At 61.6% G+C, this 26982-nt stretch carries 19 protein-coding genes and 1 pseudogene; 8 read left to right on the top strand and 12 right to left on the bottom strand.

Features of this window, described 5'->3' with window-relative positions; genetic code table 11:
* Positions 1-5 precede the first annotated feature (5 nt).
* Positions 6-467 carry a hypothetical protein gene (locus tag B5E41_RS03895; RefSeq protein WP_088391184.1) on the bottom strand — a complete coding sequence of 154 codons (462 nt, stop codon included), beginning with the start codon at positions 465-467 and terminating at the stop codon, positions 6-8.
* A gap of 99 nt (positions 468-566) precedes the next feature.
* The gene (locus tag B5E41_RS03900; RefSeq protein WP_088391186.1) at positions 567-2321 is read right to left on the bottom strand and encodes an alkaline phosphatase; all 1755 of its coding nucleotides are present in this window, start codon (positions 2319-2321) and stop codon (positions 567-569) included.
* 85 nt (positions 2322-2406) lie between these two features.
* Here B5E41_RS03900 and B5E41_RS32005 point away from each other — a divergent pair.
* The 3 genes and pseudogenes from B5E41_RS32005 (at position 2407) to B5E41_RS03910 (ending at position 4761) form a co-directional block, all read left to right on the top strand.
* Positions 2407-2620 (top strand): annotated as a pseudogene (locus B5E41_RS32005) (hypothetical protein).
* Positions 2621-2731: 111 nt separating this feature from the next.
* Positions 2732-3766, top strand: coding sequence for an aspartate-semialdehyde dehydrogenase (locus B5E41_RS03905; protein ID WP_020922622.1), 1035 nt, complete (start codon positions 2732-2734; stop codon positions 3764-3766).
* A 170-nt stretch (positions 3767-3936) separates the two neighbouring features.
* Positions 3937-4761: a lytic murein transglycosylase gene (locus B5E41_RS03910; protein ID WP_088391188.1), complete on the top strand. Its 825-nt coding sequence runs from the start codon at positions 3937-3939 to the stop codon at positions 4759-4761.
* 80 nt (positions 4762-4841) lie between these two features.
* Here the strand turns inward: B5E41_RS03910 and B5E41_RS03915 are convergent, their stop codons facing one another.
* The 3 genes from B5E41_RS03915 to pdxY form a co-directional block, all read right to left on the bottom strand.
* A complete protein-coding gene (locus tag B5E41_RS03915; protein WP_088391190.1) occupies positions 4842-6461 on the bottom strand; it encodes a GGDEF domain-containing protein in 1620 nt (539 codons plus the stop codon).
* Between the two features lie 90 nt (positions 6462-6551).
* Positions 6552-7193: a carbonic anhydrase gene (locus B5E41_RS03920; protein WP_088391192.1), complete on the bottom strand. Its 642-nt coding sequence runs from the start codon at positions 7191-7193 to the stop codon at positions 6552-6554.
* Between the two features lie 71 nt (positions 7194-7264).
* Positions 7265-8140 (bottom strand): pyridoxal kinase PdxY, encoded by an 876-nt coding sequence (pdxY, locus tag B5E41_RS03925; protein ID WP_088391194.1) that lies wholly within the window; start codon positions 8138-8140, stop codon positions 7265-7267.
* Positions 8141-8155: 15 nt separating this feature from the next.
* Between pdxY and B5E41_RS03930 the strand changes: the two genes are divergently transcribed.
* The 3 genes from B5E41_RS03930 (at position 8156) to B5E41_RS03940 (ending at position 14606) form a co-directional block, all read left to right on the top strand.
* Positions 8156-8341, top strand: a complete 186-nt coding sequence (locus B5E41_RS03930; protein WP_176439335.1) for a hypothetical protein — start codon at positions 8156-8158, stop codon at positions 8339-8341.
* A gap of 77 nt (positions 8342-8418) precedes the next feature.
* Positions 8419-13194 (top strand): NAD-glutamate dehydrogenase, encoded by a 4776-nt coding sequence (locus B5E41_RS03935; RefSeq protein ID WP_088391196.1) that lies wholly within the window; start codon positions 8419-8421, stop codon positions 13192-13194.
* A 23-nt stretch (positions 13195-13217) separates the two neighbouring features.
* Complete coding sequence (locus B5E41_RS03940) at positions 13218-14606, top strand: MFS transporter (RefSeq protein ID WP_088391198.1); 1389 nt, start codon at positions 13218-13220, stop codon at positions 14604-14606.
* Between the two features lie 27 nt (positions 14607-14633).
* On the opposite strand, the gene purH is transcribed toward B5E41_RS03940, so the two are convergent.
* The 4 genes from purH to htpX form a co-directional block, all read right to left on the bottom strand.
* Positions 14634-16250: a bifunctional phosphoribosylaminoimidazolecarboxamide formyltransferase/IMP cyclohydrolase gene (gene purH / locus B5E41_RS03945; protein WP_088391200.1), complete on the bottom strand. Its 1617-nt coding sequence runs from the start codon at positions 16248-16250 to the stop codon at positions 14634-14636.
* Positions 16251-16454: 204 nt separating this feature from the next.
* Complete coding sequence (locus B5E41_RS03950; RefSeq protein WP_088391202.1) at positions 16455-18128, bottom strand: heparinase II/III family protein; 1674 nt, start codon at positions 18126-18128, stop codon at positions 16455-16457.
* A gap of 204 nt (positions 18129-18332) precedes the next feature.
* The gene (locus B5E41_RS03955; RefSeq protein ID WP_088391204.1) at positions 18333-19721 is read right to left on the bottom strand and encodes an RsmB/NOP family class I SAM-dependent RNA methyltransferase; all 1389 of its coding nucleotides are present in this window, start codon (positions 19719-19721) and stop codon (positions 18333-18335) included.
* A complete protein-coding gene (htpX, locus tag B5E41_RS03960; protein WP_088391206.1) occupies positions 19712-20668 on the bottom strand; it encodes a zinc metalloprotease HtpX in 957 nt (318 codons plus the stop codon). Before htpX ends, B5E41_RS03955 begins: the two co-directional genes overlap by 10 nt.
* A gap of 110 nt (positions 20669-20778) precedes the next feature.
* Here htpX and B5E41_RS03965 point away from each other — a divergent pair, with 110 nt between their 5' ends.
* Complete coding sequence (locus B5E41_RS03965; RefSeq protein WP_088391370.1) at positions 20779-21003, top strand: DUF1674 domain-containing protein; 225 nt, start codon at positions 20779-20781, stop codon at positions 21001-21003.
* A gap of 109 nt (positions 21004-21112) precedes the next feature.
* Here the strand turns inward: B5E41_RS03965 and acs are convergent, their stop codons facing one another.
* A complete protein-coding gene (gene acs / locus B5E41_RS03970) occupies positions 21113-23068 on the bottom strand; it encodes an acetate--CoA ligase (protein ID WP_088391208.1) in 1956 nt (651 codons plus the stop codon).
* A gap of 230 nt (positions 23069-23298) precedes the next feature.
* Between acs and B5E41_RS03975 the strand changes: the two genes are divergently transcribed.
* Positions 23299-24000 carry a DUF1013 domain-containing protein gene (locus B5E41_RS03975; RefSeq protein ID WP_088391210.1) on the top strand — a complete coding sequence of 234 codons (702 nt, stop codon included), beginning with the start codon at positions 23299-23301 and terminating at the stop codon, positions 23998-24000.
* 264 nt (positions 24001-24264) lie between these two features.
* Here the strand turns inward: B5E41_RS03975 and B5E41_RS03980 are convergent, their stop codons facing one another.
* Positions 24265-26175 carry a propionyl-CoA synthetase gene (locus B5E41_RS03980; RefSeq protein ID WP_088391212.1) on the bottom strand — a complete coding sequence of 637 codons (1911 nt, stop codon included), beginning with the start codon at positions 26173-26175 and terminating at the stop codon, positions 24265-24267.
* Positions 26176-26257: 82 nt separating this feature from the next.
* Positions 26258-26917 carry a YggS family pyridoxal phosphate-dependent enzyme gene (locus B5E41_RS03985; RefSeq protein ID WP_088391214.1) on the bottom strand — a complete coding sequence of 220 codons (660 nt, stop codon included), beginning with the start codon at positions 26915-26917 and terminating at the stop codon, positions 26258-26260.
* Positions 26918-26982 lie beyond the last annotated feature (65 nt).

Below are 26982 nucleotides of genomic sequence, written 5' to 3' on the forward strand. Positions count from 1 at the left end.
CGGATTCACACGGCGAAATATTCGGCCTGGCGGATGCGCAGCAGGCTGACGAAGCCGGTTTCCGGATCCGTCCAGGAGCCGTATTCCAGCGTGCCGCGCACTTCGATTGTCTGGCGCGGCTGCACGAAGGTCTGTTTTTCCGAGAGGTAAACCACGACGATATTGTCGGGCCAGTCCGCATCCGAAGAGCAGAAGGGGCAGAGCGACATCGGTACTTCGGTGAGTACGAAGAACTGCGCCTCGGCCTTCAGCGGCGGCGCCATAAATCCCTTCATGCTGATTTCCTGGCCGGCAAGGCGCTTCACCTTATCGGAGAACTCAAGACCGAGCACGCCGAACTTGCCATAGAGCTCGTCGAAGGAGAGCAAAGCGCCGGCGGCACGAACGGCGTGAGCGGTGAAGGGGAGCGCAACGGCGGCGCCGATCAGCCGGCGGCGGCTGAGATACAGCGAAGAGAATATGTCCATGGCAGCCTCCAGGAAACAAATCCCGGCCGGTGAACGGCCAGGACCATGATCGACAAAAGAGGCAAGGCCGGCAAGCGGCCCTGCAAGATCGGCTTAAAATCAGTTCGTTTGCCTGGCGCCGAGGGCGAAGGTGTCGGCGAGCACGCGATAGACGTCGCTCTGTTCCATGTAACCATGGAAGCCTTCGGCACCCGGACCGGCCGACTGCAGGACGACATCATCGACGGCATGAACGCCGCTCTCGCTGCTCTTCGGAAGATTGCCCTGTACGAAGACGGCGCCGGGAACATCCTTATATTGTTCGTTGGCGACATATTCCTTCTTCTCGTTCTGGACGGCCGGAACGAAAGGACCGTCGAGCTTCGGACGGAAGGTCTCGTAGTGATCGGGGCCGTTGTTGGCGCTCAGGAACAGGCGGCGGCTGACGTCGATCTTGTCGGGATAACCGTCGCCATTTTCATCCTTGTAGTTCGGGAAGCCGGCCTCGGCGTAGGTGCCGACCTTTTCGCGCATTTCCGTGCCGGGCTTCTCGTCGTCGACGGTGCCGATGATCGATACGCCGTGCGTGTGGTCGCCGGTGACGACGATCAGAGTGTCCGGATGGGCCTTCTGGAATTCGCGGGCAACGCCGATCGCCTTGTCGAATTCGATGGTGTCGATAACCGCACGGTCCCAATCCAGCGGATGGGACATCTTGTCGATCGAGGAGCCTTCGACCATCAGGAAGAAGCCGTCAGCATTCTTCGACAGGCGGTCGAGCGCAACCTTGGTCATCTCGACGAGACCTGGCTGGTTCGGGAACTTGTCGACAGTGCCCTTCTTCAGGAACTCGCGATCGAGCGTGACGTCCATATTGCCGGTGTGGAAGAGGCCGAGAAGGTTGCCTTCAGCCGACGCATTGGCGGCGAGTTCGTTCTTGTCGGTCGCAAGCTTGTAGCCGGCATCCTGGAACAGCTTGATGTAATCCTGATTGTCCTTGCGCTTGGAGCCGGCGACTTCCTTGCCGAGGAAATAGGCCGAGCCGCCGCCAAGGATGACTTCCGGCTTCACCTCGAGCAGCATGCCGACGATGTCGGCCTTTTCGTTGCGGCTGCGGGTATGGGAAACGACCGCAGCTGGCGTCGCATCCTCGATTTCGGACGTCGCGACAATGCCGATCGACTTCTTGGTCGTGCGGCGAACGGCCTCGCCAAAGGTTTCGACGCGCGGGTCGTCGAGTGCGGCCGGTGTCCGGTCCGCATAGACGCCGAGCGCGTTGACGGCCGTCTTGTGCCCAGTCATGAAGGCCGACATGGTGTTGGCCGAGTCCGTGGCAACGGCATTCGTCGCTGACGTGCCGATAAAAGCCATATGATCGAGATCGTCCATATTCAGGCGGCCGTTCGCTTTGCCCTCGGTCATGCCCTTGGACATGATGCGGGCGGCGGTGCGATGCGCGACGGAAAGGCCGTCGCCGAGGAGGAAGATAATGTTCTTGGCCTTCGGCTGAGCGGCGGTTTCGTAAACGTCCCAGGTGACCGACTTCGTCTCATTGCCGGCGGAGACCTCGATCTTGTAGGCGCCGGGTTCCGAGATCTTCAAGCCGCGGAGCAGAAGAGCGGAACCGAGGGCCTTGTCTTCCTTGCCTTTTTCCAGCTCGATGAACTGCGCTTCGCCCCCAAGGACAGTCTTGTAATCCTGACCGTTGACCGTGACCTTCACATCTTCCGGCTTGACCTGCTTGTTGAGCTCGACCTTGAAATCGAATGGGGAGCCGGCAAGGATCGTCGCGCGATCAAGCGGATAGACTGTCGTCGCCTGAGCGGCGCCCGCGAGGATGGTGGTGGCCGCAAAGGCGGCGAGAAGCATACGCATGGAAAACCCCCGTTTTCGTTGCAGACATTAACAACCGGGTTGGGATATCTCCCGGGCATGACAGCGGCATGACAAAAAGCCCGGCTTGCGGCCGCCCCTTTTGACCTGCTGTCTGCTCACGCAAAAACCTTGACTCCTGCGGAAAACCTTCTAAGAGCAACAGCGGAAAAGGAATCTCCATGGTTCGCGACGAACACGCCATTGCCGCATGCGATGACCGGGCACGGGTTGCCGGGGTGGATATTGCCGTTCCGGTTTCTGCCAAAACCAAGGCCAAAACGACGACGAAAACTGTCTGACGTCTCTGGCCTGCCGCTCTCTCCCCGGCTCGGCTGGGGACAGGAAGACGCGATCCGTCGCGCCTTTCCCCTCACCGGACAAGAGGAGAGAAGAGAAAGAGAGCTTGAGAAATGGGTTTTAAAGTAGCAGTTGCGGGAGCGACCGGAAATGTCGGCCGGGAGATGCTCAACATCCTCTCCGAACGCGGCTTCCCCGCCGATGAGGTCGTGGCGCTCGCCTCGGCACGTTCGCAGGGGACCGAAGTGTCCTACGGCGACCGGACGCTGAAGGTTTCCAATCTGGAGAATTACGATTTCTCCGATACCGATATCTGCCTGATGTCGGCCGGCGGCGAGGTCTCCAAGAAGTTCTCGCCCAAGATCGGCCAGCAGGGCTGCGTCGTCATCGACAATTCCTCGGCCTGGCGCTACGACGCCGACGTACCGCTGATCGTGCCGGAAGTGAACCCGGACGCCGTCACGCAGTTCACCAAGCGCAACATCATTGCCAATCCGAACTGCTCGACCGCGCAGCTGGTGGTGGCGCTGAAGCCGCTGCACGACTTCGCCAAGATCAAGCGCGTCGTCGTCTCCACCTATCAGTCGGTCTCCGGCGCCGGCAAGGACGGCATGGACGAGCTGTTCAACCAGACGCGCGCGGTCTTCGTCGCCGATCCGATCGAGAACAAGAAGTTCACCAAGCGCATCGCCTTCAACGTCATCCCGCACATAGATAGCTTCATGGAAGACGGCTACACCAAGGAAGAATGGAAGGTGCTGGCCGAGACGAAGAAGATGCTCGACCCGAAGATCAAGGTGACCTGCACCGCGGTGCGTGTGCCCGTGTTCATCGGTCATTCGGAATCGGTCAACATCGAATTCGAGAACGAGATCACCGCCGACCAGGCCCGCGATATCCTGCGCGATGCCCCGGGCTGCCTCGTCATCGACAAGCGCGAGAACGGCGGCTACATCACGCCTTATGAATCCGCCGGCGAAGATGCGACCTATATCTCGCGCATCCGCGAGGACGCCACGGTCGAAAACGGCCTCAATATGTGGGTTGTTTCCGACAATCTGCGCAAAGGCGCGGCGCTGAACGCCATCCAGATCGCCGAGCTGCTCGTCAATCGCGGCCTGGTCAAGCCGCGCAAGCAGGCAGCCTGATACCATTTGTAAACCATAAGATGTTAAAGCCCTGCTCGTTGAGCGGGGCTTTTTCCGGGGCAAATACGACTGTATAAGCGCTCGCTAAACGATGATCGTGACAAAATCGCGAGTGGCTGGCATTCTCTTGCCCGCTTAAAAACTATGCAGATCGAGAGCGGGGTTTCTCAATGCGCATGACAAAGTTGTTTCTGGCGGCCGCTGCGGCAATGGGCGTCCTCCACGCGGTACCGGCGTTCGCACAAGGACCGCAATGTGGCAATACCAGCGCCGGCTTCGACGCCTGGGTCGCCGATTTCAAGCAGACGGCAGCGGCCAATGGCGTCAGCCAATCGGTGCTCAACCGCGCCTTCGCTAACGTCAACTACAACAAGCCGACGATCGCCGCCGACCGCGGCCAGAAAAGCTTCAAGCTCTCCTTCGACGCCTTCATGCAGAAGCGCGGCGGTGCCGCCGTCATTTCCCGCGGCCGGTCGATGAAAGCGGCCAACCAGGCCCTTTTTGCCTCGATCGAACGCCGCTTCGGCGTTCCCGCCGGTCCGCTGATCGCAATCTGGGGCATGGAGACCGGTTTCGGCAGCTATATGGGCAACCAGCATACGCTCTCGGCTGTGTCGACCCTTGCCTATGACTGCCGTCGTTCGGACTATTTCACCGATCAGCTCTATGCTGCGCTCCAGCTGGTTTCCGAGGGTTATCTGAGCCCGCAGGCCAAGGGTGCCGCCCATGGTGAAATCGGCCAGACGCAGTTTTTGCCGCGCAACGTCGTGCGCTTCGGCGCCGACGGCGATGGCGATGGCCGGGTCGACATGGTCGGCTCCCGCGCCGATGCGCTGGCCTCGACCGCAAATTTCCTCAAGGGCCACGGCTGGCGTGCCGGCGCCGGCTATCAGCCGGGAGAGCCAAATTTCACCGCGATCCAGGGCTGGAACGCCGCCAGCGTTTATCAGCAGGCGATTGCCTATATCGGCCAGCAGATCGACGGCGGCAGATAACACTTCATTGACAACGATACCGAGCTTTTCCAGCCTAACCTGGAAAAGCTCTGGAAACGCTGCTGCGAAGGCGGCGTTTTTCATATGCGGGAATCAAAACCGCCGCCCGATGCCGTCTTGCGTCGCTCCTCCTGCGGCGGAGCCGGCACCACCGGCCCCGACACCACGCAATTGCGGCCGGAGGCCTTGGCGGCGTAGAGCGCCAGATCGGCGCGTTTGACCAGATCCTCGAAGTTCCGGTTGGCGGCGTCGTTTGCCCGGCCGGCGCATCCGAAGCTCGCCGTGACCTTGAGGAGATCGCCACTCGCAAGAGGGATTTCCGCCGCCTCGATCGCCTGTCGCACGCGCTCGGCGACGATGGCGGCGTTGTCGGGCGTCGAATCCGGCAAAAGCGCCAGAAACTCCTCGCCCCCATGCCGCACCAAGAGATCGAAGGAACGAAAATTCTGGCGCGCAACGCCGGCGACGTGCCGCAGCACGGCATCGCCGGCATCGTGGCCGTGGATATCGTTGATTTTCTTGAAATGATCGAGATCGAAGAGGACGACGGAAATCCAGTGCGAGCCGTGCTCGGCCTGCGTAAGGAGCGCGGAGGCGGCGACCTCGAAGCCGCGCCTGTTGTAGAGCCCCGTCAGAAGATCGGTTTGAGCAGCGTTGCGCAACTCACCCACCAGCGTCTCCCGGTCCCGAGCGAGCTTGTCGATCAGCCGAAGTCCTCTTGCCGCCAGCATCATTACCAGCGTGGCGAGAATCAACAGGCCTGCGCACAGCGCCAGAATCTGTATCAGGTGTATGTGCGAGAGCGTGGAAAACTGTTCGCCGGTCTCGTGAATATCGCTCGCAGCCTCGACCATCTTTTGCTGAAGGAAAGCCATGCGTTCGCGCTGTGCGGCCGCCCAGGCGTCGCCCATTGCGCGCGACGGCCGCGACCCGGCGAGAATGGCGTCGGTGATCGCATTCGCCTTCAGTTGGTCGCCGCGACCGAGATAGGCAACGATGTCGCGCACGATCGGCGCGGTCGAATGGAAGACCATGTGATCCATGCCGGCACCGAGCATGGTCTTGCCTTGAATGAACAATTCGATCGGAAATCGGGCAGAAACATCTTGATTGAGGTAACGAGTGCCGATTCCGGTAATCAATCTTTCGCCGTAGTAGGTGAGCAGGATGCCCATCAGTTGGTTGGATTTTTCAAGCAGCACCGGGTCGCTGATCAGCGGTGAAAGTGCGTCGACGACCGCAAGCTGCTTGAGAGCCGCATACCAGTAGATGGAACCGGGATTGCTGCCGGAATAACGGCCCTGGTCGACCGCGCTTCGCGCGGCGACGATGCGGCTATAGGCAAGGCTGAGGGCCGACAATTCACCTGCAAGCCCTTGATCGAGCGTATCGCGAGGCGGCAAGCTGGCATAGAAAGCGCGGCGTTCGCGATCCAGCGTCAGTCGGCTTTGCTGCATGTCGACAGCAGTCCCGCTGCTGGGATGCGCGAGATAGCGGCGAGTGGCATCGATTTCGCTCAGAATTTCCGTGGCCGCGATCGACCCGCCACGCGCAAGTACGTCGGCGAACTGCCGGTCCTTCTCGAGATCTCTGTATTGCAGGATCGAAGTTCGAAGGACGAAGACGCCTTCAATGAGCATGAAGACGAACGGCAGCAGGATGGCGGCCAGGATAACCTTTTTGATGGTTTCAAACTTCATCGCCAATCGCCACGTGGTCAAATGCCGGTCATGTGCAGCCGATTAGAAGCTTAACAGCAATCCTTAAAAAAGTGATAAACCGGTACGCTCCTAGATTTCGGGACGGATGAAATCGCGTGTTTCGGCGTCCATGACCCAGAGCTCGCCGGTCGAGATATCGAACCAGGCGCCATGAAGGTGCATTTTTCCTGCGTCCTCGAGCGCCTTGATTTCCGGGAAGGTTCTGAGATTGTTGAGCGAATTGCGAATGGAGACACGCTCCAACGCCGTCTGCCGCTCGGCCGCGGTCATCACGTCATTGCTCTGGATCTGCTCGGCTGCGGGTTTGACCAGCGACATCCACCGGCCGATGAAATCGCCGGGCGATAACGGCTCGGCATTCGGATCGAGTGCCGCCCGAATGCCGCCGCAGCGGCCATGGCCCATTACCACGATATCCGAGACCTTCAGCGCCTGCACGGCAAATTCAAGAGCGGCCGACGTCGAATGGAAATGACCGTCCGGCTCGTAGGGCGGCACCATATTGGCAACGTTGCGGATGACGAAAAGCTCGCCCGGGCCGGCATCGAAGATCAGCTCGGGAGCCGCACGCGAGTCCGAACAGGCAATGACCAGCGTGCTCGGGTTCTGGCCGTTTTCGGCAAGTTGCCGATACCTGTCGCGGGCGTCGGCATAACGCCCGTTCATAAAGTTGCGATAACCGTTCAGAAGGGTGTTGGGAAAACGCTGCATGCCTCTGGATTAGCGCGGGCGGAAGACAAGATCAACTGCTGCACCGCAAAATGCGCACATTGACAAATGCGTCATTTTTTCCGCCGCTGCGCCGGGTGTACGAGCCGGCGCATCTGCACCATGGCCATCGGCGTCGACAGACTGGACGCATCGCTGGCCAGCATCAACTCGTTGCTGCCGCGCTTGACCGCACGCGCAAGCACTTCGAACACGCTGGCGGTGGCAAGCTGCAACGCCTTTTCATCCTCGAGGCCGGACAGCAGGCGCGACAGGAAAACGGCGGCGAGCAGGTCGCCGAGACCATTCGGCGGGTTCTGGACGATGCGATGCTCGGCAAGCAGCGCGTGACGGCCGGAAAGGAAGAGATTGCCGGTACCGCCCGCCATCATGGGCACCGCCGAGGTGACGAGCATGCGCGACGGCCCGAGCGCCAGCGCTGCCTCCATGATTGCGCTGTTGTCATCGAGCGCTGCTCCCGACAGCCAGGCGAGCTCGTACCGGTTCGGCGTTGCGAGCGAGGCCAGCGGAATGAGATGATCACGAATGGCCTCGGCTGTGGCTTCCGGCACGTAGAGGCCGCCGAGATCGCCCATGACCGGATCGCAGACATAAAGCAGTTCGGGATTGTTTTGCCGGAGCGCAGCGATCAGCCGGGCGACCGAGCGTGCCTGGGCGGCATTGCCGAAATAGCCCGAAAGCACTGCCCTGACTTCACCGATCCAGGGCGCGCGGATCAGGTCGTCGATCGCCGCGTCGAAATCCCCTTCGGCAAATGTCAGCCGCGTCGAACGGCCATGGCCGGGATGCCAGGGCAGGACGATGGTCGGCAGCGCCCAGACCGGATGGCCGAGCGTCTCCAGCGCAAACACCGCCGCCCGATTGCCAACCGAGCCACGCACGACGTGGCTGGAAATAACGATGACTGCGCCCGCTGCATTTTCCGACATGAAATCGAGGTCCGAATGATGATGGCGTTTGATGATCTTTTTGACGCCGGGCTGTCAACCATTCTTCACGTGAGCATGGAAATGTGCCGCGAAAGCAAAGCCGGAAGAGAGGCCTTGCCAATGCGTTTTGGCCTCAAAAGCGAAAAAATCTCTGACAATTTCCCATTTCCATCGGCAAAAAAGCATCAAAACAATGCCTGAGGCCTCTCTTTTAGGGATTTTTTCGAGAAATCTTCTGCTAGCTTGCAAAAAATCAGTCCATTGCGGGGAGGCGATTCATGGCTGCCAGAAACAATCCGAAACGGGAAAAGCAGATCAAAACTGCGCGCAAGATCGCCAAGGCGATGAGCGAGGCGCATCTCGATCCGGAAATTCTCTTCGGCCGGGCGAGCAATGACGATCTGGAACTCTATACGCCCGACATGCTGGCGCGCTCTGCCGTGCATTCTGCAAAGGAACTTGCCGCCTGGAGCGGCAAGGCGCCCCGCGTCAGCATCGACACAATTGCCGAGGTGACGCCTGGCGGCACCGCCGTTTCGGTGCTGTCGGTGACTGACCGGAACATGCCTTTCCTGTATGAATCGGTCATGGGTGAAGTGACGAGCACCTATCGCGATCTGTTCATGGCCGTGCACCCCATCCTCGTCATGGAAAAGGGCAAAGCTCCCGCGCTCTACTCCGCCGACCACCCGAGCGATCCCGCCGCCCGAGTCAGCCATATCCAGCTCCACATTGCCCCGTTGAACTCCACCCAGGCTGCCGATCTCGTCAAGCGCGTCCAGACCGTGCTCGAACAGGTCCGCCTGTCGGTCTCGGATTGGAAGCCGATGCTTGCCAAGCTCGACGGGGTGATCACCGAGCTTTCGGCCAACGGCGCCGGCCGCAGGAAGGCCGAACATGCCGAGGCGGTAGCCTTCCTGACCTGGCTGCGCGACGAGAATTTCACCTTCCTCGGCATGCGTGAATATATTTATTCGGGCAAGGGCGCCGACGCCAAGGTCGAGCGCGACAAGGGCGCCGGCCTCGGCATCCTCTCCAACCCAGACGTTCTCGTGCTGCGCACCGGCAAGGACGCCGTGACCACCACGCCGGAGATCCTTGCCTTCCTCGACGGCCCCGAGTTTTTGATCGTCACCAAGGCGAATGTAAAATCGATCGTCCATCGCCGCGCCTATATGGATTATGTCGGCGTCAAACGGTTCGATGCCGAGGGCAACGTCACCGGCGAGCTGCGCATCGTCGGTCTTTTCACCTCGACGGCCTATACCTCGCTCGCCTCCGAAATCCCGCTGCTGCGCTCGAAGATCGAAAAGGTGAAGGAGCATTTCGGCTTCGACCCGATGAGCCATTCCGGCCGCATGCTCGACAACACGCTGGAATCCTACCCGCGCGACGACCTCTTCCAGATCGACACGACGCTGCTTGCAAGCTTTGCCGAGCAGATCAACGATCTCGCCGACCGGCCGCGCGTGCGCGTCCTGCCGCGCATCGACCATTTCGACCGCTTCGTCTCGGTCATCGTCTATGTTCCGCGTGAGGAATATGACTCGATCGTGCGCGAGCGGATCGGCACCTATCTGAAGACGGTCTATGACGGCCGTGTCTCCGCCTATTACCCGGCTTTTCCCGAAGGCGGCGTCGCGCGCGTGCACTTCATCATCGGCCGTTCCGGCGGCAAGACGCCACGCATTCCGCAAGCCAAGCTCGAGCAGACGATCCGCGAAATCACCGCCCGCTGGGACGACCGTTTCGAAGCGCTGGCCGGGCCCAAGGCGCCGAAAATATCGGTCGACCAGGCCTTCCAGGATTCCTTCACCCCGGAAGAAACCGTCGCTGATCTCGCCGATATCGGCGCCTGCGCCGCCGGCGAGCCGCTCCGCATCCAGTTCTATCATCGTCAGGAAGGCCATGGCCGCATCCTCTCGCTGAAGATCTTCCACGCCGGCGGTCAGTTGGCGCTGTCGCGCCGCGTGCCGCTTCTCGAGAATCTCGGCTTCAATGTCGTCAGCGAACGCACCTTCGATATCGGAGTACCGGTCGCCGACGGCGAAACCAAACTCGTCGTGCTGCACGACATGGAGCTCGAGACCCGCACCGGCGGCGAAATCGATCTGCACCGGTATGGCGCTGCGCTCGAGGAAGCCTTCGTCGCCGCCTTCGCCGGCACGATCGACAATGACAGCTTCAACCGGCTGATCCTTTCGGCGGGGCTCTCGGCCCGTGAGACGAATGTGCTGCGCGCCTATGCCCGTTATCTCAGACAGGCCGGCATCGCCTATTCGCAGGACTATATCGCAACGACGCTCGACAAATATCCTGGTGTGGCCGCAGCGATCTTCCGCCTGTTCCACGACACGCTCGATCCCAAGCTTTCCGACAAGGCCCGCGTCAAGAAGATCGCCGACCTGCACCAGGCGATCGAGGCCGAGCTTGCCAACGTGCCGAGCCTGGACGACGACCGCATCCTGCGCCGTTACGTCAACATCGTCGACGCGACGCTGCGCACCAACTATTTCCAGAAGAACCCCGACGGGTCGGCGAAAGCCATGCTGGCCTTCAAGCTCGATCCGCACCTGGTCGACGGGCTGCCGCAACCGAAACCCTTCCGCGAGATGTTCGTCTACGGCGTCGAGGTCGAAGGCGTGCACCTGCGCTTCGGCAAGGTGGCGCGCGGCGGTCTGCGCTGGTCGGACCGGGCCGAGGATTACCGCACCGAGGTACTCGGCCTGGTCAAAGCACAGCAGGTGAAGAACGCCGTCATCGTGCCCGTCGGCGCCAAAGGCGGCTTCTACCCGAAAAAGCTGCCGGTGGGCGGCAGCCGCGACGAGATCTTCAATGCTGGCCGGGAGGCTTACAAGACCTATATTCGCACGCTGCTGTCGATCACCGACAACATCTCCGGCGCCGAGGTCGTGCCGCCGACGGATACGATCAGGCTTGATGGCGACGATCCCTATTTCGTCGTCGCCGCCGACAAGGGCACCGCGACCTTCTCCGACACCGCCAATGCTCTGGCGCAGGAGGCGGGTTTCTGGCTGGACGACGCCTTCGCCTCCGGTGGCTCGGCCGGTTACGATCACAAGAAGATGGGCATCACCGCGCGCGGCGCCTGGGAAACCGTAAAACGCCATTTCCGCGAAATGGACATCGACATCCAGACGACACCCTTTACCGTCGCCGGCGTCGGCGACATGTCGGGCGACGTCTTCGGCAACGGTATGCTGCTCTCCCCGAAGATCCGGCTCATCGCCGCCTTCGATCACCGCGACATCATTATCGATCCCGATCCCGATATGGAAAAGACGCTGGCCGAGCGGCAGCGCCTCTTCAATCTGCCGCGCTCGAGCTGGCAGGACTTCGATAAGAACGTCCTTTCGAGGGGCGCGATGATCATTTCGCGCTCGGCGAAATCGGTGACGCTGACGCCGGAAGCGGTGAGCGCGATCGGCATCGACAAAGCCTTGGCCACGCCGTTCGAGATCATGACGGCGATCCTGAAGAGCCCTGTCGATCTGCTCTGGTTCGGTGGCATCGGCACTTATGTGAAAGCGGCGTCCGAAACCGATAGCGAAGTCGGCGACCGCGCCAATGACCCGATCCGCATCACGGCGGCGGAAGTGGGCGCCAGGGTGATCGGCGAGGGCGCCAACCTCGGCGTCACGCAGAAGGGCCGCATCGCCTATGGCCTCAGGGGCGGGCGCTGCAATTCCGACGCCATCGACAACTCGGCCGGCGTCAACACCTCGGACGTCGAGGTCAACATCAAGATCGCCCTGGCGGCCGCCATGCATGACGGGCGGCTGACGCGAGCAAAACGCGATCAGCTTCTTTCGTCGATGACTGCTGAAGTGGCGGCTCTCGTGCTGCGCAACAATTATCTCCAGTCGCTGGCGATCTCGCTGACGGAGCGCAAGGGCACGGCAAATGGACTGGAGCTCGGCCGCTTCATGAGCGTGCTCGAAGCCGCCGGTCAGCTGAACCGCAAGGTCGAGACTTTGCCCGACGACCAGACCCTTGCTGAACGCTATACGGCGGGCAAGCCGCTGACGCGGCCGGAGATCGGCGTGCTGGTGTCCTATGCCAAGATCGTGCTCTTCGACGCGCTCGCCGCAAGCGATCTGCCCGACGACCCCTATTTTGCGTCGACGCTGTCTAATTACTTCCCGGTCAAGATGCAGAAGTCGAATGCTGGCGATATCGCCCGCCACCGCCTGCGGCGTGAAATCATCGCGACCGTGCTTGCCAACGAAGCGATCAACCGCGGCGGGCCGAGCTTCATCGTCGCGATGATGGATGCAACGGCGGCTTCGGCGCCGGAAGTGGTGCGCGCCGCAATCGTTGCACGTGACGGTTTCGACCTCACCCGACTCTGGGCAGAGACGGATGCGCTCGACGGCAAGATATCGGGCGGGGTGCAGAACAGCATCTACGAGGAAATCAGCCACAGCTTTGTCGTGCTCACGCGCCTGCTGTTGAAGACCGCCATGACCAAGGCGGACATGGCCGAGGTAATTAGCCGGCTGCAGGTCGCTCTCAAGAAGTTGCGGCCTGCTTTCGCAGAACAGGCAGCCGCCGATGCCGCCGCACGCCAGGCGGAGTACGTGCAGGCGGGTGTGCCCGAAAAGCTCGCTGCCGAGATCGCCAACCTCCAGAGCTTTGCGCTGGTGCCGGAGATCATGCAGATCGCCGAGCGCACCGGCGAGCCGCTGGTGCGTGCGGCCGAAAATTATTTCGCGGTGTCGAAGACCTTCCGGATCGCCCGGCTGCTGGCGGCAGGCGGCCGAATCCTCACCTCCGACCACTACGAAAATCTGGCGCTCGCCCGCAGCATCGACCAGATCGCCAGCGCCCGGCGCGACATCGTCATCTCGGCGCTTTCCGATCACGGCAAGGAGAAGCTGCCCGTCCAGGCCTGGCATGCGCAGGATCGCGTCCGCATCAACCGCATCGTCGAGGAACTTTCGAGCCTCAGCGACAGCGGCGATCCCAATCTTGCGCGCATTACCGTTGCCGCGGGCATCCTGACCGATCTTGCGCGCGACCGGGCGAGGTGAGACAGTCCGCCAAAAAGGAGCGGATGTTGAATCGCATTGACTGGACAGGGACGCAGCCACCAAAGGCCACGGAGAAGGGCATCTGGGGGTGGATGTTCTTCGACTGGGCGGCGCAGCCCTTCTTCACGGTGGTCACCACCTTCATCTTCGGCCCCTATTTCGTCTCGCGCCTGACCGATGACCCGGTGTCGGCGCAGACGACGTGGAGCAACATGGCGACGATCTCATCGGTGATCATCGCCCTGCTCTCACCGGTGCTCGGCTCGATCGCCGACCAGTCCGGCGCGCGCAAACCCTGGATCGGCTTCTTCGCCATCATCAAGATCGCAAGTCTTTTCGGCTTGTGGTTTGCAGCCCCCGGTTCGCCTGTCCTCTATCCCGTGATCTTCATGATCCTCGCCTCGGTTTCAGCCGAGTTTTCGATCGTTTTCAACGATTCGATGATGCCGCGGCTGGTCGCCAAGCACGAGGTCGGCCAGCTCTCCAACACCGCCTGGGGGCTTGGTTACCTCGGCGGCATGATCGTGCTGATTGCTGTCGTCACGCTTCTGGCGGCAAGCCCGGAAAGCGGCAAGACCATTCTCGGCCTCGATCCGCTTTTCGGCCTTGATCCCAAGACCGGCCAGGATGCGCGCATCACGGGACCGATCTCGGCCGTCTGGTACCTGATTTTCATCCTGCCGATGTTCTTTTTCACACCCGATGTCGGCAGAGGGCTGCCCTTCGGCACCGCCATCCGCGCCGGCCTGCGGGAACTGAGAAACACCCTCGGCGAACTCAAGGAGCGGCGCGGAGTTCTGAAATTCCTCGTCGCCCGCATGATCTATCAGGACGGCGTCAACGGCCTGCTGATTCTCGGCGGCGTCTTCGCCGCCGGCATGTTCGGCTGGGCGACGATCGAGATCGGCCTCTACGGCATCATCCTGAACGTCGTCGCGATCTTCGGCTGCCTGATCGCCGGCCGGATCGACAAGGGCGTCGGTTCCAAGGTGACCGTCGTCATCAGCCTCACCATGCTGCTTCTCGCCACCATCGGCATCATCTCGACCGGGCCGGGTTATACCCTGTTTGGCCTGATGGCGCTGCCGACCGCCGATTCCGGTGGCCTCTTCGGCACCGCCGCGGAAAAGGCCTATATCCTTTATGGCCTGCTGATCGGTCTCGCCTTCGGGCCGGTGCAGGCCTCGTCGCGCTCCTATCTCGCCCGCAGCGTCAGCCTGGAGGAAGCCGGCCGCTACTTCGGCATCTACGCCCTCTCAGGACGCGCCACGAGCTTCATGGCGACGCTGCTCTTCTCGCTGGTGACCTATCTCAGCGGCTCACCGCGGCTCGGAATGGCAACGCTGATCCTGTTTCTCGCCGGCGGCCTGGTGCTCTTGATCCGCACACCGTATCCGGCCGACCGGGCATAGGAATGCTCGGTCATTTCCAGCACTTCTTCAGTGCCGGAAGTGACGCATGCCGGTGAAGACCATCGCGACGCCGTGTTCGTTGGCGGCATCGATAACCTCCTGATCGCGCATCGAGCCGCCCGGCTGGATGACTGCCGTCGCGCCTGCGGCAATCATCGACAGGAGACCGTCGGCAAAGGGCAGGAAGGCTTCGGAGGCAACCGCCGAACCCTTGGTCATCGGAACCGCGAGGCCGAGCGCCTTGGCGGCTTCTTCGGCCTTCAGCGCGGCGATGCGCGCCGAATCGACCCGGCTCATCTGGCCGGCGCCGATCCCGGCCGTCTGGCCGTCCTTGGCGTAGACCACGGCGTTTGATTTCACATGTTTTCCGACCTTGAAGGCGAACTTCATGTCCTCGAGCTCCTGGCTCGTCGGCGCACGCTTGGTGACGACCTTGAGCTCCAGATCCTCGACCATGCCATTGTCACGGCTCTGGACAAGCAGGCCGCCGGAAACGGTCTTCGCCGTCAGCCCCGCAATGCGCGGATCGGGCAGGCCGCCGGCAGACAGCAGCCTCAGGTTCGGTTTGCGGGCGACGATCGCCTTTGCCTCTTCGGTGACACCGGGGGCGATGATCACCTCGGTGAAGAGCTTGACGATCTCTTCGGCCGTTTCGGCGTCCAGTATCCGGTTGAGCGCGATGATGCCGCCGAAAGCGGAAACGGAATCGCAGGCGAGCGCCCGCCGATAGGCTTCGACCAGGCTCGAACCGGTGGCGACGCCGCAGGGATTGGCGTGCTTGATAATGGCACAGGCCGGCGCCTTTTCCGGCAGGAACTCGGCGACGAGTTCATAGGCGGCGTCTGTGTCGTTGATATTGTTATAGGAGAGCTGTTTGCCCTGGAGAAGGACCGCCGTCGAAACACCCGGGCGTTTCTCGCCCGTGACATAGAAGGCGGCCTTCTGGTGCGGGTTTTCGCCGTAGCGCATCTCTTCCTTCAGCACGCCGCCGATGACGCGGTGGCGCGGCGTGTCGATCGACAGCGCTTCGGCAAACCAGTTGGAAATCGCAGCGTCATAGGCCGCGGTGCGAGCATAGGCCTTGGCGGCCATGCGCTGGCGGAAGGCATAGGCCGTCTTGCCGGCATCAGCCGAAAGCTGCTCCTTGAACTCGGCATAATCCTCGGGATCGGTCAGAATCGTCACATAGGCGTGGTTCTTGGCCGATGCCCGGATCATCGCCGGACCGCCGATGTCGATATTCTCGACGGTCGTCGGATAATCGCCGCCGGCCGCGCGCACCTCTTCGAAGGGATAGAGGTTGACGACGGCCAGATCGATGCCCTCGATGCCGTGCTTCTTCATCGCTTCCTGGTGCTCGCTATCGTCACGGATCGCCAGCAGGCCGCCATGCACGGTCGGGTGCAACGTCTTGACGCGGCCATCCATGATCTCTGGAAAACGGGTGATGTCGGAGACATCGGTGACGGCGAGACCGGCGGCAGCGATCGCCTTATAGGTACCTCCGGTCGACAGCAGACGCACGCCTCTTTCGGACAATGCCTGGGCGAGCTCGACGATGCCGGTCTTGTCGAAAACGGAAAGGAGCGCGGTCTTGATTTCGACCTTGTCCGGGGCGGGGATCTTTTTGGAAATGACGGCCATGAACCTTCTCCGTTCGGGCTTCGGGAGATATCCGCTAGAGCATGAGGCCGAAAAGTGTGAGCGGCTTTTTCGGACGAGATCCTGCCTTAGGGACGTTTTCTTGCTGTCGCCGCGTTAGCACAGCTTTGACGCCACGCAAACAGCGCTGATGCTCTGCCTTTCGATTTAGTCCCGGATTGGAATTTGGCGAGCCGGCAATCCCGTCTAAGCCTTACGGGAGAGAAACCAGCGGATCTCCGTCTTCTCGGCCAGATCGAAATCGATCTCGATCTGGTCCGAGCCGCAAATGCCGGAGCTGTCGGCAAAGAAGATGTCTTCGGAAATCAGCACTTCGTTGCCGGGCGCGGAGAACAGCCAGCTTTCGCCGTCCGGCGCCGTCAGCAGCACGGATTCTCCATCGCTCTGCTGCAGAACGATGGACGGATGAATATGAAAACGGGCGACGGCCTTCAGGGCCTCGTCACTTTCATATCCTTCACGCCGGATGAGCCGGTCGTGACCTGTCACCATCGAACCTGCGGCATTGAGCGTCAGCTCACGCTCGTGGAGCACGCCGAACGTCCTGAGATAACCGTCATGGCTGAGCTTGATGCTGTCGCGCCCATCCTCCGTTTCCAAACGTTCGACTGTGACGGTTTTTACCGGTTCGGTGATCGCGTGATCGAGGAAAGGCGAGTGTGAAAAACGGCTGGATGAGGTGTCGTTGAGGATGACGGTCGAATGCGCCGCGGTCGTGCGCGCCATCTGCACATAGCGGTGTCCGGCGAATTTCGGCGAGCCGGAATTGACGATGAAGCGATGGCGGCCGGACGACATTTCGAAGGAAAGGCTGCCGGCATGCGCGGTCCGCACCGCGCCGCCCGAAGGCGGCGTGCCGGTATCGGCGATGATAACCGTCTTGCCCCCGGAAAGCCGCTGATAGCGCGACTGCGGCAAGGCCTTGAACGGCTGGCCGGCGGTCTCGTCATATCTGAGCACCGACATCAGCTCATTGGCGAGCGTGGAGGTTGCCCCGTTGAAAAGCGCCAGGTCCCCGTCCTGATGCCGGAAGAACCGCAAAGCCGGATACATGCGGTCGATGCCGGAGATCAGCTTCTGCGGCAGGTCATGGCCGAGATTTACATAGGTCTGCCTGAGCGGCAGCAGGTCGAGCAGCAGTTCCAGGCCGATGCGCGGGTTGCGCGAGACGTGGCCGCCATCCGGCAGAATCTGGCTATCGAACTGACGGTCGAGCGCCTGCGCCGCTCTTCGAAGCGTGGAGGCGCGGGCCGGCATGGCGACGGAGGCCATGGCGAGGGCGATGCGCAGCCGGAACAGCTCCAGGCCGCCGAGCGTATATGGCGCCATGCGATGCAGGAACCTGACCTGGAAAGCGAGCGACTTCATGAAACGGCGATAGAAGCCGCGGTCGGCATTCTGCAGCACAACAGGCGAATGCGACAGCCAGGCGATGACGCGCTGAGCGGTGACGTCGGTCTCCCAGGCAATTCCTTCCATACGGCCGGCATGGATGGAAAGCCAGCTGTCGACGATGGCGCGGGCAGCAGCCGCGCTGCGCTCCGTCTTGTGCGCCCGCATGTGCCGCAGCCAACCGAAGCTGTGCAGGCGGGTCGCAAAAGGCCGCGAGGGCAGGGTGAAGGTGAAGGGCGATTTGCCGTTCGTTTCCAGCATGCGCCCGGCCAGAAGGAAGCGTCCATTGAGAATTTCGTCGGCCACATGCGAATCGATGCCGCGAAGATCGGTCGGAGCGACGATCAGACGCTCGGGCGGTTTGATCGAATGACGAATGAGTTTCAGGCGCAGCAATGCGACGCGGCGCAAGGCGCGCCGCCAAGCTTCCCGAACATACATGCTCGCAAAACGCCGACCGGACTGCATATTCTATTGTCTATTGACCCTCGTAGTTAAGAATAGGTGAAAAGCAGCCGATTTCATCGCCCGCAATGAATTAATTCGTGACAAAATTCGGATATACGCAAATTACTGCATGTCAGTTGAGATCATTAGGCGGTTCGCAACGCACCGTGGCGATGATGCGAGGATTTCCAATCCTCGCATGGTTGCGCCGGCCTTTGAGCTTGGTCAGCCCGCTCGCCGCAGCATCGCCGCGTAAAAGCCATCGAGACCGGAGGCGATCCCGTCGGGCATTTTCAGCATGGTCGGAAGCGTGCGGAATTCGCCGAGCGGCGTGATCGCCGCTTCGAGACCGGGCCAGTCGCCGGCGTTGATCGCAACACGCTCGATCGCGTTCGTATCGGAAAGAACCCGGGCGACGACCTCCTCGCCTTCGGCGGGATCGAGCGAACAGTTCGAAAACACCAGCGTGCCGCCGGGCTTCAGCAAGGTCAGCGCATGACGCAGCAGCCGCTCCTGCAGCGCCGCCAGCCTCGCGATATCATCCGGCCCCTTGGTCCACAGCACGTCGGGGTGCCGGCGCGTCGTGCCGGTGGAAGAGCAGGGGGCGTCGAGCAGGATCGCATCGAAACCTTCCGTCGGCTTGAATGTCGTCAGATCTGTCGCAACCGTTTCCGCCCTGAGGCCAAGCCGCTCGAGATTCGACCGCAGCCGTCTTAGCCGGCTTTCCGACTGATCGAGTGCGGTCACCGCGCCGCCGGCGAGGATGAGCTGCGCTGTCTTGCCGCCGGGTGCCGCACAGAGATCGGCGGCACGTTTGCCCGAGAGATCACCGAAAAGCCTGGCCGGAATGCTTGCCGCCGCATCCTGCACCCACCAGGCACCGTCGTCGAAGCCCTCCAGTGAAGGAATTCCGCCGTCAAAGGCGGCAAGCCGGACTCCGCCCGTCGGTAGGATAACGCCGTTCAGCTTCTTCGCCCAGGCTTCGGCGTCGGATTTGACAGTCAAATCGATCGCCGCAGGTTCGAGCTGCGATCGCGAGATCGCCAGCGCCGCGTCCCGGCCATAGGCCTTCTCCAGCCGTGTGAGGAACCAGCCCGGCATCGGCGGAACCTTGCCGATCTGCTCCAGCACCTCGTCCTTTTCGCGGCCGAGCCGGCGCAGGACCGCGTTGACCAGCTTGGCGAAGCGGCGATTGCGTGGATCGAGGTTGGCCTGCTCGACGGCAAGATCGACGGCCGAATGATCCGGCACGTCGAGATAGAGGATCTGCGCAGCCGCGATTGCCAGAACATGGTGCAAGGCCCGAGCACCCTCCGGCAGCGGCGATTCCAGCAGCAAGGCAATCGCGGCGTCGATGCGCGGCAGATGGCGCAGCGTCGTATTCAAAATGGCGCGGACAAGGGCGCGATCGCTTTCGCCAAGCGCCTTATAGGCCGGATTGCCATGTTCATGATCGAGAGCGCCGTCGAGTGGCAGCTTGCGGTCGACGACCGCAGCCATAATTTTTGCGGCCGCCGCCCGGGCCTGCAGGCCGGGCTTGGCTGGCGCCGATCGAACGGCCGAAGGTTTCTGTTTCCGGAATGGCTTTTTCGTGCCGTCTGAATTCAAGACCACGGACCTTTTGGCGGTTGCGAACCACCGCGACCCGTATTCGGAACAGAGCGCGATTTGCGCGACGGATTAGCAGCACGCACCGGTCCCGTCGAGACATTCATGCCGCTTTGCGCCATCTCCTGCAGCGCGGCAATGCGGTTTTCGGTGTTCGGATGGGTGGAAAACAGATTGTCCATGCGCTCGCCGGAAAGCGGATTGATGATGAACATATGCGCCGTCGCCGGATTGCGCTCGGCATCCTCGTTCGGCACATGAGCCGCGCCACGGGCGATCTTTCCAAGTGCGGAGGCGAGCCAGAGCGGATTGCCGCAGATTTCGGCGCCGCGCCGGTCGGCCGAATATTCACGCGTGCGGCTGATCGCCATCTGCACCAGCATGGCGGCGAGCGGTGCGACGATCATCGCGACGAGAACGCCGATGAAACCGAGAGGATTATTGTTGTTGTCGCGGTTTCCGCCGAAGAAGAATGCGAAGTTGCCGAGCATCGAGATCGCGCCAGCAAGCGTTGCCGTGATCGTCATGGTCAACGTGTCGCGGTTCTGAATATGGGCGAGCTCATGCGCCATCACGCCGGCGACCTCCTCGGGAGACAAGGCAGCGAGCAGGCCGGTCGGCGCGGCGACGGCGGCATTTTCGGGATTGCGGCCGGTGGCGAAGGCATTCGGCTGCGGGCTGTCGTAGAGATAGACCTTCGGCATCGGCAGGCCGGCATTGCGGGCGAGATCGCGCACGATCGCAAAGAATTCCGGCGCATTGCGCTCATCGATCTCATGCGCGCGATAGGCTGCAAGCACCATGCGATCGGAGTTCCAATAGGAGAAGAAATTCATGCCGGCGGCAATGAGAAAGGCGATCATCATGCCGCCCCGACCGCCGATCAGAAAGCCGACGAACATGAAAAGCGCCGTCATGAAGGCAAGCAACATGGCAGTGCGAACGAGGTTCATTGCGAATCTCCAACTCCGATTTCGGCGTCACAAGCTTTCATTCCCGGCGACCGCGCATTATGATTTGGTTATTCACCCGCCATTTTCAATATTTCCGGCAGGAGAAGGTCATGCAGGAAGCCGATAACGACAATAGCCAAACGCCGACGGCGGAGGAATCGGAGCGGCCGCGCAAAGTGCTGTCCCCGGCGGCCCAACGTGCGCTTGCCGAGGCTGAGGAACGACGGAAGAACCAGAAGCCGCTGGAGCTTCCGCCTGAGATCGGCGGCCGCGGCGGAGCCGAGCCCGCGCGCTTCGGTGATTACGAGATCAACGGCCGGGCAATCGATTTTTAAAGCAGGATTGTCAGGCCCGAATCCGGGCCTCGTGCGGGCCATCCAAATTCAGCCAGCCAAAACAAAGTGAGCCGCCCCGGGACTCGGATGGCCGGAGCGGCTCTTTATATCAGGCGGTCACCTTGTTCTGCCGGTTGGCGATCAGATCGTCGACGACAGCCGGATCGGCAAGCGTCGAAGTGTCTCCCAGAGCGCCGAAATCGTCTTCGGCGATCTTGCGCAGGATGCGGCGCATGATCTTGCCGGAGCGGGTTTTCGGCAGGCCGGGCGCGAACTGGATCTTATCGGGCGCGGCGATCGGTCCGATTTCGGCACGCACATGTTTCACCAGTTCCTGGCGAAGCGTGTCGGTGCCTTCGTGGCCGGCCATCAGCGTCACGTAGCAATAGATGCCCTGACCCTTGATCGAGTGCGGATAGCCGACGACCGCGGCTTCCGACACCAGATTATGCGAGACGAGGGCGGACTCCACCTCCGCCGTTCCGAGCCGGTGGCCGGAGACGTTGAGTACGTCGTCGACACGGCCGGTGATCCAGTAATAGCCGTCTTCGTCGCGCCGGCAGCCGTCGCCGGTGAAATACTTGCCTTTGTAGGTGGAGAAATAAGTCTGGATGAAGCGGTCGTGATCGCCATAGACGGTGCGCATCTGGCCCGGCCAGCTGTCGGCGATGCAGAGATTGCCGTCGGCGGGGCCTTCCAGCACCTTGCCCTCATTGTCGACCAGCTGCGGCTTGACGCCGAAGAACGGCACCGTCGCCGAACCCGGCTTCAGATCGGTGGCGCCCGGTAGCGGCGTGATCATATGGCCGCCGGTTTCCGTCTGCCACCAGGTATCGATGACCGGGCAGCGCTTGTCGCCGACGACATTGTAATACCATTCCCAGGCTTCCGGATTGATCGGCTCGCCGACCGTGCCGAGCAGGCGCAGCGAAGAGCGGGAGGAGCGCGTGACGAATTCGTCGCCGGCGCCCATCAGCGAGCGGATTGCCGTCGGCGCCGTATAGAAGATATTGACCTTATGCTTGTCGATCACTTCCCAGAAACGGCCCTGATCCGGGAAATTCGGCACGCCCTCGAACATCAGCGTCGTCGCGCAGTTCGCCAGCGGCCCATAGACGATATAGGAATGGCCGGTAACCCAGCCGACATCGGCCGTGCACCAGTAGATGTCACCGTGATGATAGTCGAAGACATATTCATGGGTCATGGAAGCGTAGACGAGATAACCGCCCGTCGTATGCAGCACGCCCTTCGGCTTGCCGGTCGAACCTGACGTATAGAGAATGAACAGCGGGTCTTCCGCTTTCATCTTCACCGGCGGGCATTCCGGTTTCACGCTGGCGATTTCCTGATGATACCAGAGGTCGCGGCCGGGCGCCCAGCCGGTCTTGCCGCCGGTGCGGCGCACGACCAGCACCTTGCTGACAGTGACATGCTGGCGGGCGGCGATGTGGATTGCGGTATCGGTATTGTCCTTGAGCGGCACCGGCTTGCCGCCGCGCACGCCCTCGTCGCAGGTGATGACGAAGGTGGATTCGCAGTCGACGATGCGCCCCGCCAGCGCCTCCGGCGAGAAGCCGCCGAAGACGACCGAGTGCACCGCGCCGATGCGGGCACAGGCGAGCATCGCATAGGCCGCTTCGGGGATCATCGGCATGTAGATGGTGACGCGATCGCCCTTCTTGACACCATGCTTCTTCAACACGTTCGCCGTCCGGCAGACATGGTCGTAGAGCTCGTTATAGGTGATCTTCTTGTCGATATAGGGGTTGTCGCCTTCCCAGATGATCGCCACCTGGTCGCCATTCGTCTTCAGATGGCGGTCGATGCAATTGTAGGAGACGTTCGTCTGGCCGTCTTCGAACCATTTGATCGAGACCTTACCGGTAAAGGAGGTGTTCTTGACCTTGGTATAAGGTTTGAACCAGTCGATCCGCTTGCCGTGCTTGCCCCAGAACTTGTCCGGATTTTCAATGCTCTCCTCGTACCATTTCAGGTACTTATCCTTATCGATCAGGGCGCGCGCCTTCACCGGCTTCGTGACCGGATAGATCTTCTCCGACATGGAACTCCTCCTCATGGGACATGCGACGGACCGCGAGCTATACAGGGCCCGAACTTCAAATCACGGCAATTCATAGCAGTTCGCATCGCTACGGCAATTAGACAAAGGTCATTTCATTTCGGAAGAATTGCAATTCTGCGACAGTCCGGTTATATAGCGGCATATTTCCCGGACATTGTGGTGACAATCCACGGACCGCGACCGGCGCGGACGATAGAAGGACTATATCCATGGCTCAAACATTGCTCATGCCGAAGGCGACTGCCATCTGGCTTGTCGACAACACGGCGCTGTCTTTCGATCAGATCGCGCAGTTCTGCAAACTGCACCCGCTCGAAGTCAAGGCGATTGCCGACGGCGAAGCGGCGCAGGGCATCAAGGGCCTCGACCCGATCTCGACGGGACAGCTCTCCCGCGACGAGATCGCCCGTGCCGAAGCCAACCCGAACCACAAGCTGAAGCTTTCCGAACCGAAGGTGCGCGTGCCGGAATCCAAGCGCCGCGGTCCGCGTTATACGCCGGTCTCCAAGCGTCAGGACCGCCCGAACGCCATTCTCTGGCTGGTGCGCAATCATCCGGAGTTGAAGGACGCGCAGATTTCCCGCCTCGTCGGCACGACGAAATCGACGATCGAGCAGATCCGCGAGCGCACTCACTGGAACTCCGCCAACCTGGCGCCGATGGATCCGGTTACGCTCGGCCTCTGCAGCCAGATCGACCTCGACATGGAAGTGGAAAAAGCTTCCAAGGGTCGTCCGCTGCCGACCGCCGCCGAGCTGGGCGCAACGCTGCAATCGGCGCAGGAAACCGAGCGCCTGACCCCGAGTTACGAGCGCGAAGAGGAAAAGGAAATCGACGCCGACGCCGTCTTCCGCAAGCTGAGCTCGCTGCGCTCGACCCCGAAGAACGACGACGAGGACGACCAGTACTGAGATATCCAAGGTCTCATGAAGAAAACCCCGCCGAGCGAACCGCCCGACGGGGTTTTTTGATGGAGATCGCCCGTCCCGGATCAGCTGCGGAACAGGGTGAGGATGTTCTGTGCTGAGCTGCAATCGAAGGCGACTGGCTGCCGAGCTGCTGTTGGTAACGGCGACTGTGTCATGCAGAGCCTGCTATACAAACCTTTGCGGTTAACAAGTCCCTGCGCACCGTGGTTAACAATTCCTCATTTGGGCTCATCGACTGCGCAACTTTTACATTGGCAGCGAGCCGAAACCGCGCTTGCGCAAGGCCTCGGCGATCTCCTCCAAAACCGCCGGATCATCAATGGTCGCAGGCATTTTCCAAGGTATGCCGTCGGCAATTTTCTGCATGGTGCCGCGCAGGATCTTGCCCGATCGCGTCTTCGGCAATCGGTTCACGGTGATGGCCGTCTTGAAGGCGGCGACAGGCCCGATCTGATCGCGAATCATCGCCACCACCTCCGATTCAATCGTCGTCGATTCGCGCAAAACATGCCGCTTCAGCACCAGAAAGCCGCAAGGCGCCTGACCCTTCAGCGCATCGATGACACCGATGACCGCGCATTCGGCGACATCGGGATGCCGCGCGCAAACCTCCTCCATCGCGCCGGTCGAGAGGCGATGACCGGCACAATTGATGATGTCGTCGGTCCGCGACATGATGAAGAGATAGCCGTCCTCATCGACATAGCCGGCGTCGGCGGTCTTGTAATAACCGGGAAACTCATCGAGATAGGCCGATCGGAAACGGTCATCCGCATGCCAGAGGGTCGGCAGGCAGCCGGGCGGCAGGGGCAGCCTGATGACGATATTGCCGAGCGTCCCCGCCTCGATCGGATGGCCGGCATCGTCGAGCACCGTTACCTCGTAGCCCGGCATCGGCAGCGCCGGTGAACCGTGCTTGACGGGCAGGGCGCCGAGGCCGAGCGGATTTGCGGCGATCGGCCAGCCGGTCTCCGTCTGCCACCAGTGGTCGATCACGGGGATGGCAAGCATGCGTTCGGCCCATTTCAAGGTCTCGGGATCCGCCCGCTCGCCGGCAAGAAACAGCGCCCGCAAATTGGGCATCTTGTAGCGCGCGATCAGGTCGCCGTCCCCGTCCTCTCGCCGGATGGCGCGAAAGGCGGTCGGCGCGGTGAAGAGCACGCGCACGTCGTGCTCTGCAACGATGCGCCAAAATGCGCCGGCATCCGGCGTGCCGACCGGCTTTCCCTCGAAGATCAAAGTCGTCACGCCCGATATCAGCGGCGCGTAGACGATATAGGAATGGCCGACGACCCAGCCGATATCGGACGCCGTCCAGAAGACCTCGCCCGGTTTCAGCCCGTAGATATTCCGCATCGACCAGTTCAGCGCGACCATATGCCCGCCATTGTCGCGCACCACGCCCTTCGGCTGCCCGGTCGTGCCCGAGGTATAGAGGATATAGAGCGGATCGGTCGCCTTGACGGAAACACAGGCCACCTCGGCGCCGCGGTGGGGCGCCACAGCCGCCTCGAAATCCTCATCGCGGCCGCCGACGAGTTCTGCCCGGAGCTGCGGCCGCTGCAGCACCAGGCAGCGCTCCGGCTTCACCCGCGCAATCTCGATCGCCTGATCGACCAGCGGCTTATAGGCGACGACGCGGCCTGGCTCCAGCCCGCAGCTCGCGGTGATCACCAGCCTGGCGCCACTGTCGTCGATACGCGCCGCAAGCTCGCTGGCCGCAAAGCCGCCGAAAACGACGGAATGGACCGCGCCAATGCGAGCACAGGCGAGCATGGAAAACACCGCCTGTGGCAGCATCGGCATATAGAGGATAACGCGGTCGCCTTTGGCGATGCCGAGCGCCAGCAGCGTCGCGGCGATGGCCTTTACCTCGCCGAGCACCTCGTCATAGGAGAACCGGCGCTTCTCGCCGGTCATGGCGCTGTCGAAGATGATGGCCGTCTCGCCGCCGCGGCCGGCCGTGACCTGCCGGTCCAGGCAATTGTGACAGGTATTGGTTTCCGCTTCCGAGAACCAGCGGCCGTAAATACCCTCATCGGGCGAAAACACCCGCTCCGGCGGCTTGAACCAGTCGATCTCGGCGGCGGCTTCGCGCCAGAAGGCTTCGGGATCGCTTTTCCAGGCCGCATAGGCCTGATGGTAGCCGTTCTGCATCTGCTCCTCCCCAGGACATGCAAGCCTCGATGTTAATTTAGGCACAGGGGAGGGGAACGGGAAGCCCGACCAAAGCAGCGTATCAGCGCGCGCCGAAAATTGCCGAACCGACGCGAACGCTGGTGGCGCCGAAGGCGATCGCCGTCTCGTAATCGCCCGACATGCCCATGGAGAGTTTGTCAACGCCGCATTTCGATGCGAGTTTTGCCAGCAGGGCAAAATGCGGCCCGGGATTTTCCTCGGCCGGCGGAATGCACATTAGACCCTCAATCGATAGGCCGAGCTCGTCGCGGCAAAGCGTGACGAAGGCCGGCGTGTCGTCAGGCGCAATGCCGGCCTTCTGCGGCTCGAGCCCGGTATTGACCTGGACGTAAAGCCGCGGTGTCTTACCTTGCCGCTTCATCTCCTCGGCAAGGGCGCGCGCTATCTTTTCCCGATCGACGGTCTCGATCACGTCGAAAAGCGCCACCGCGTCCGCCGCCTTGTTCGATTGCAGCGGTCCGATTAGATGCAGTTCGATGTCGGAATGTGCGGTTTTCAGCGCCGGCCATTTGCCCTGGCTTTCCTGTACCCGGTTCTCACCGAACACCCGCTGCCCGGCCTCGATGGCGGGGCGGATCGCATCCGCCTCGAACGTCTTCGATACGGCGACGAGCTGAACGGACCCAGCCGGACGGCCTGCCTGGCGTTCCCCAGCCGCGATCCGCGACCGCACGTCGTTCAACCGCTCTTGAAGGTCCATCGTTCTGCCTCGACATATCAGCGTGAAAAGAATTGGCAATGAACTAGCCAGCCATTCCGTGCTTG

It is taken from the genome of Rhizobium esperanzae, assembly GCF_002204185.1.
Classification (GTDB): domain Bacteria; phylum Pseudomonadota; class Alphaproteobacteria; order Rhizobiales; family Rhizobiaceae; genus Rhizobium; species Rhizobium esperanzae.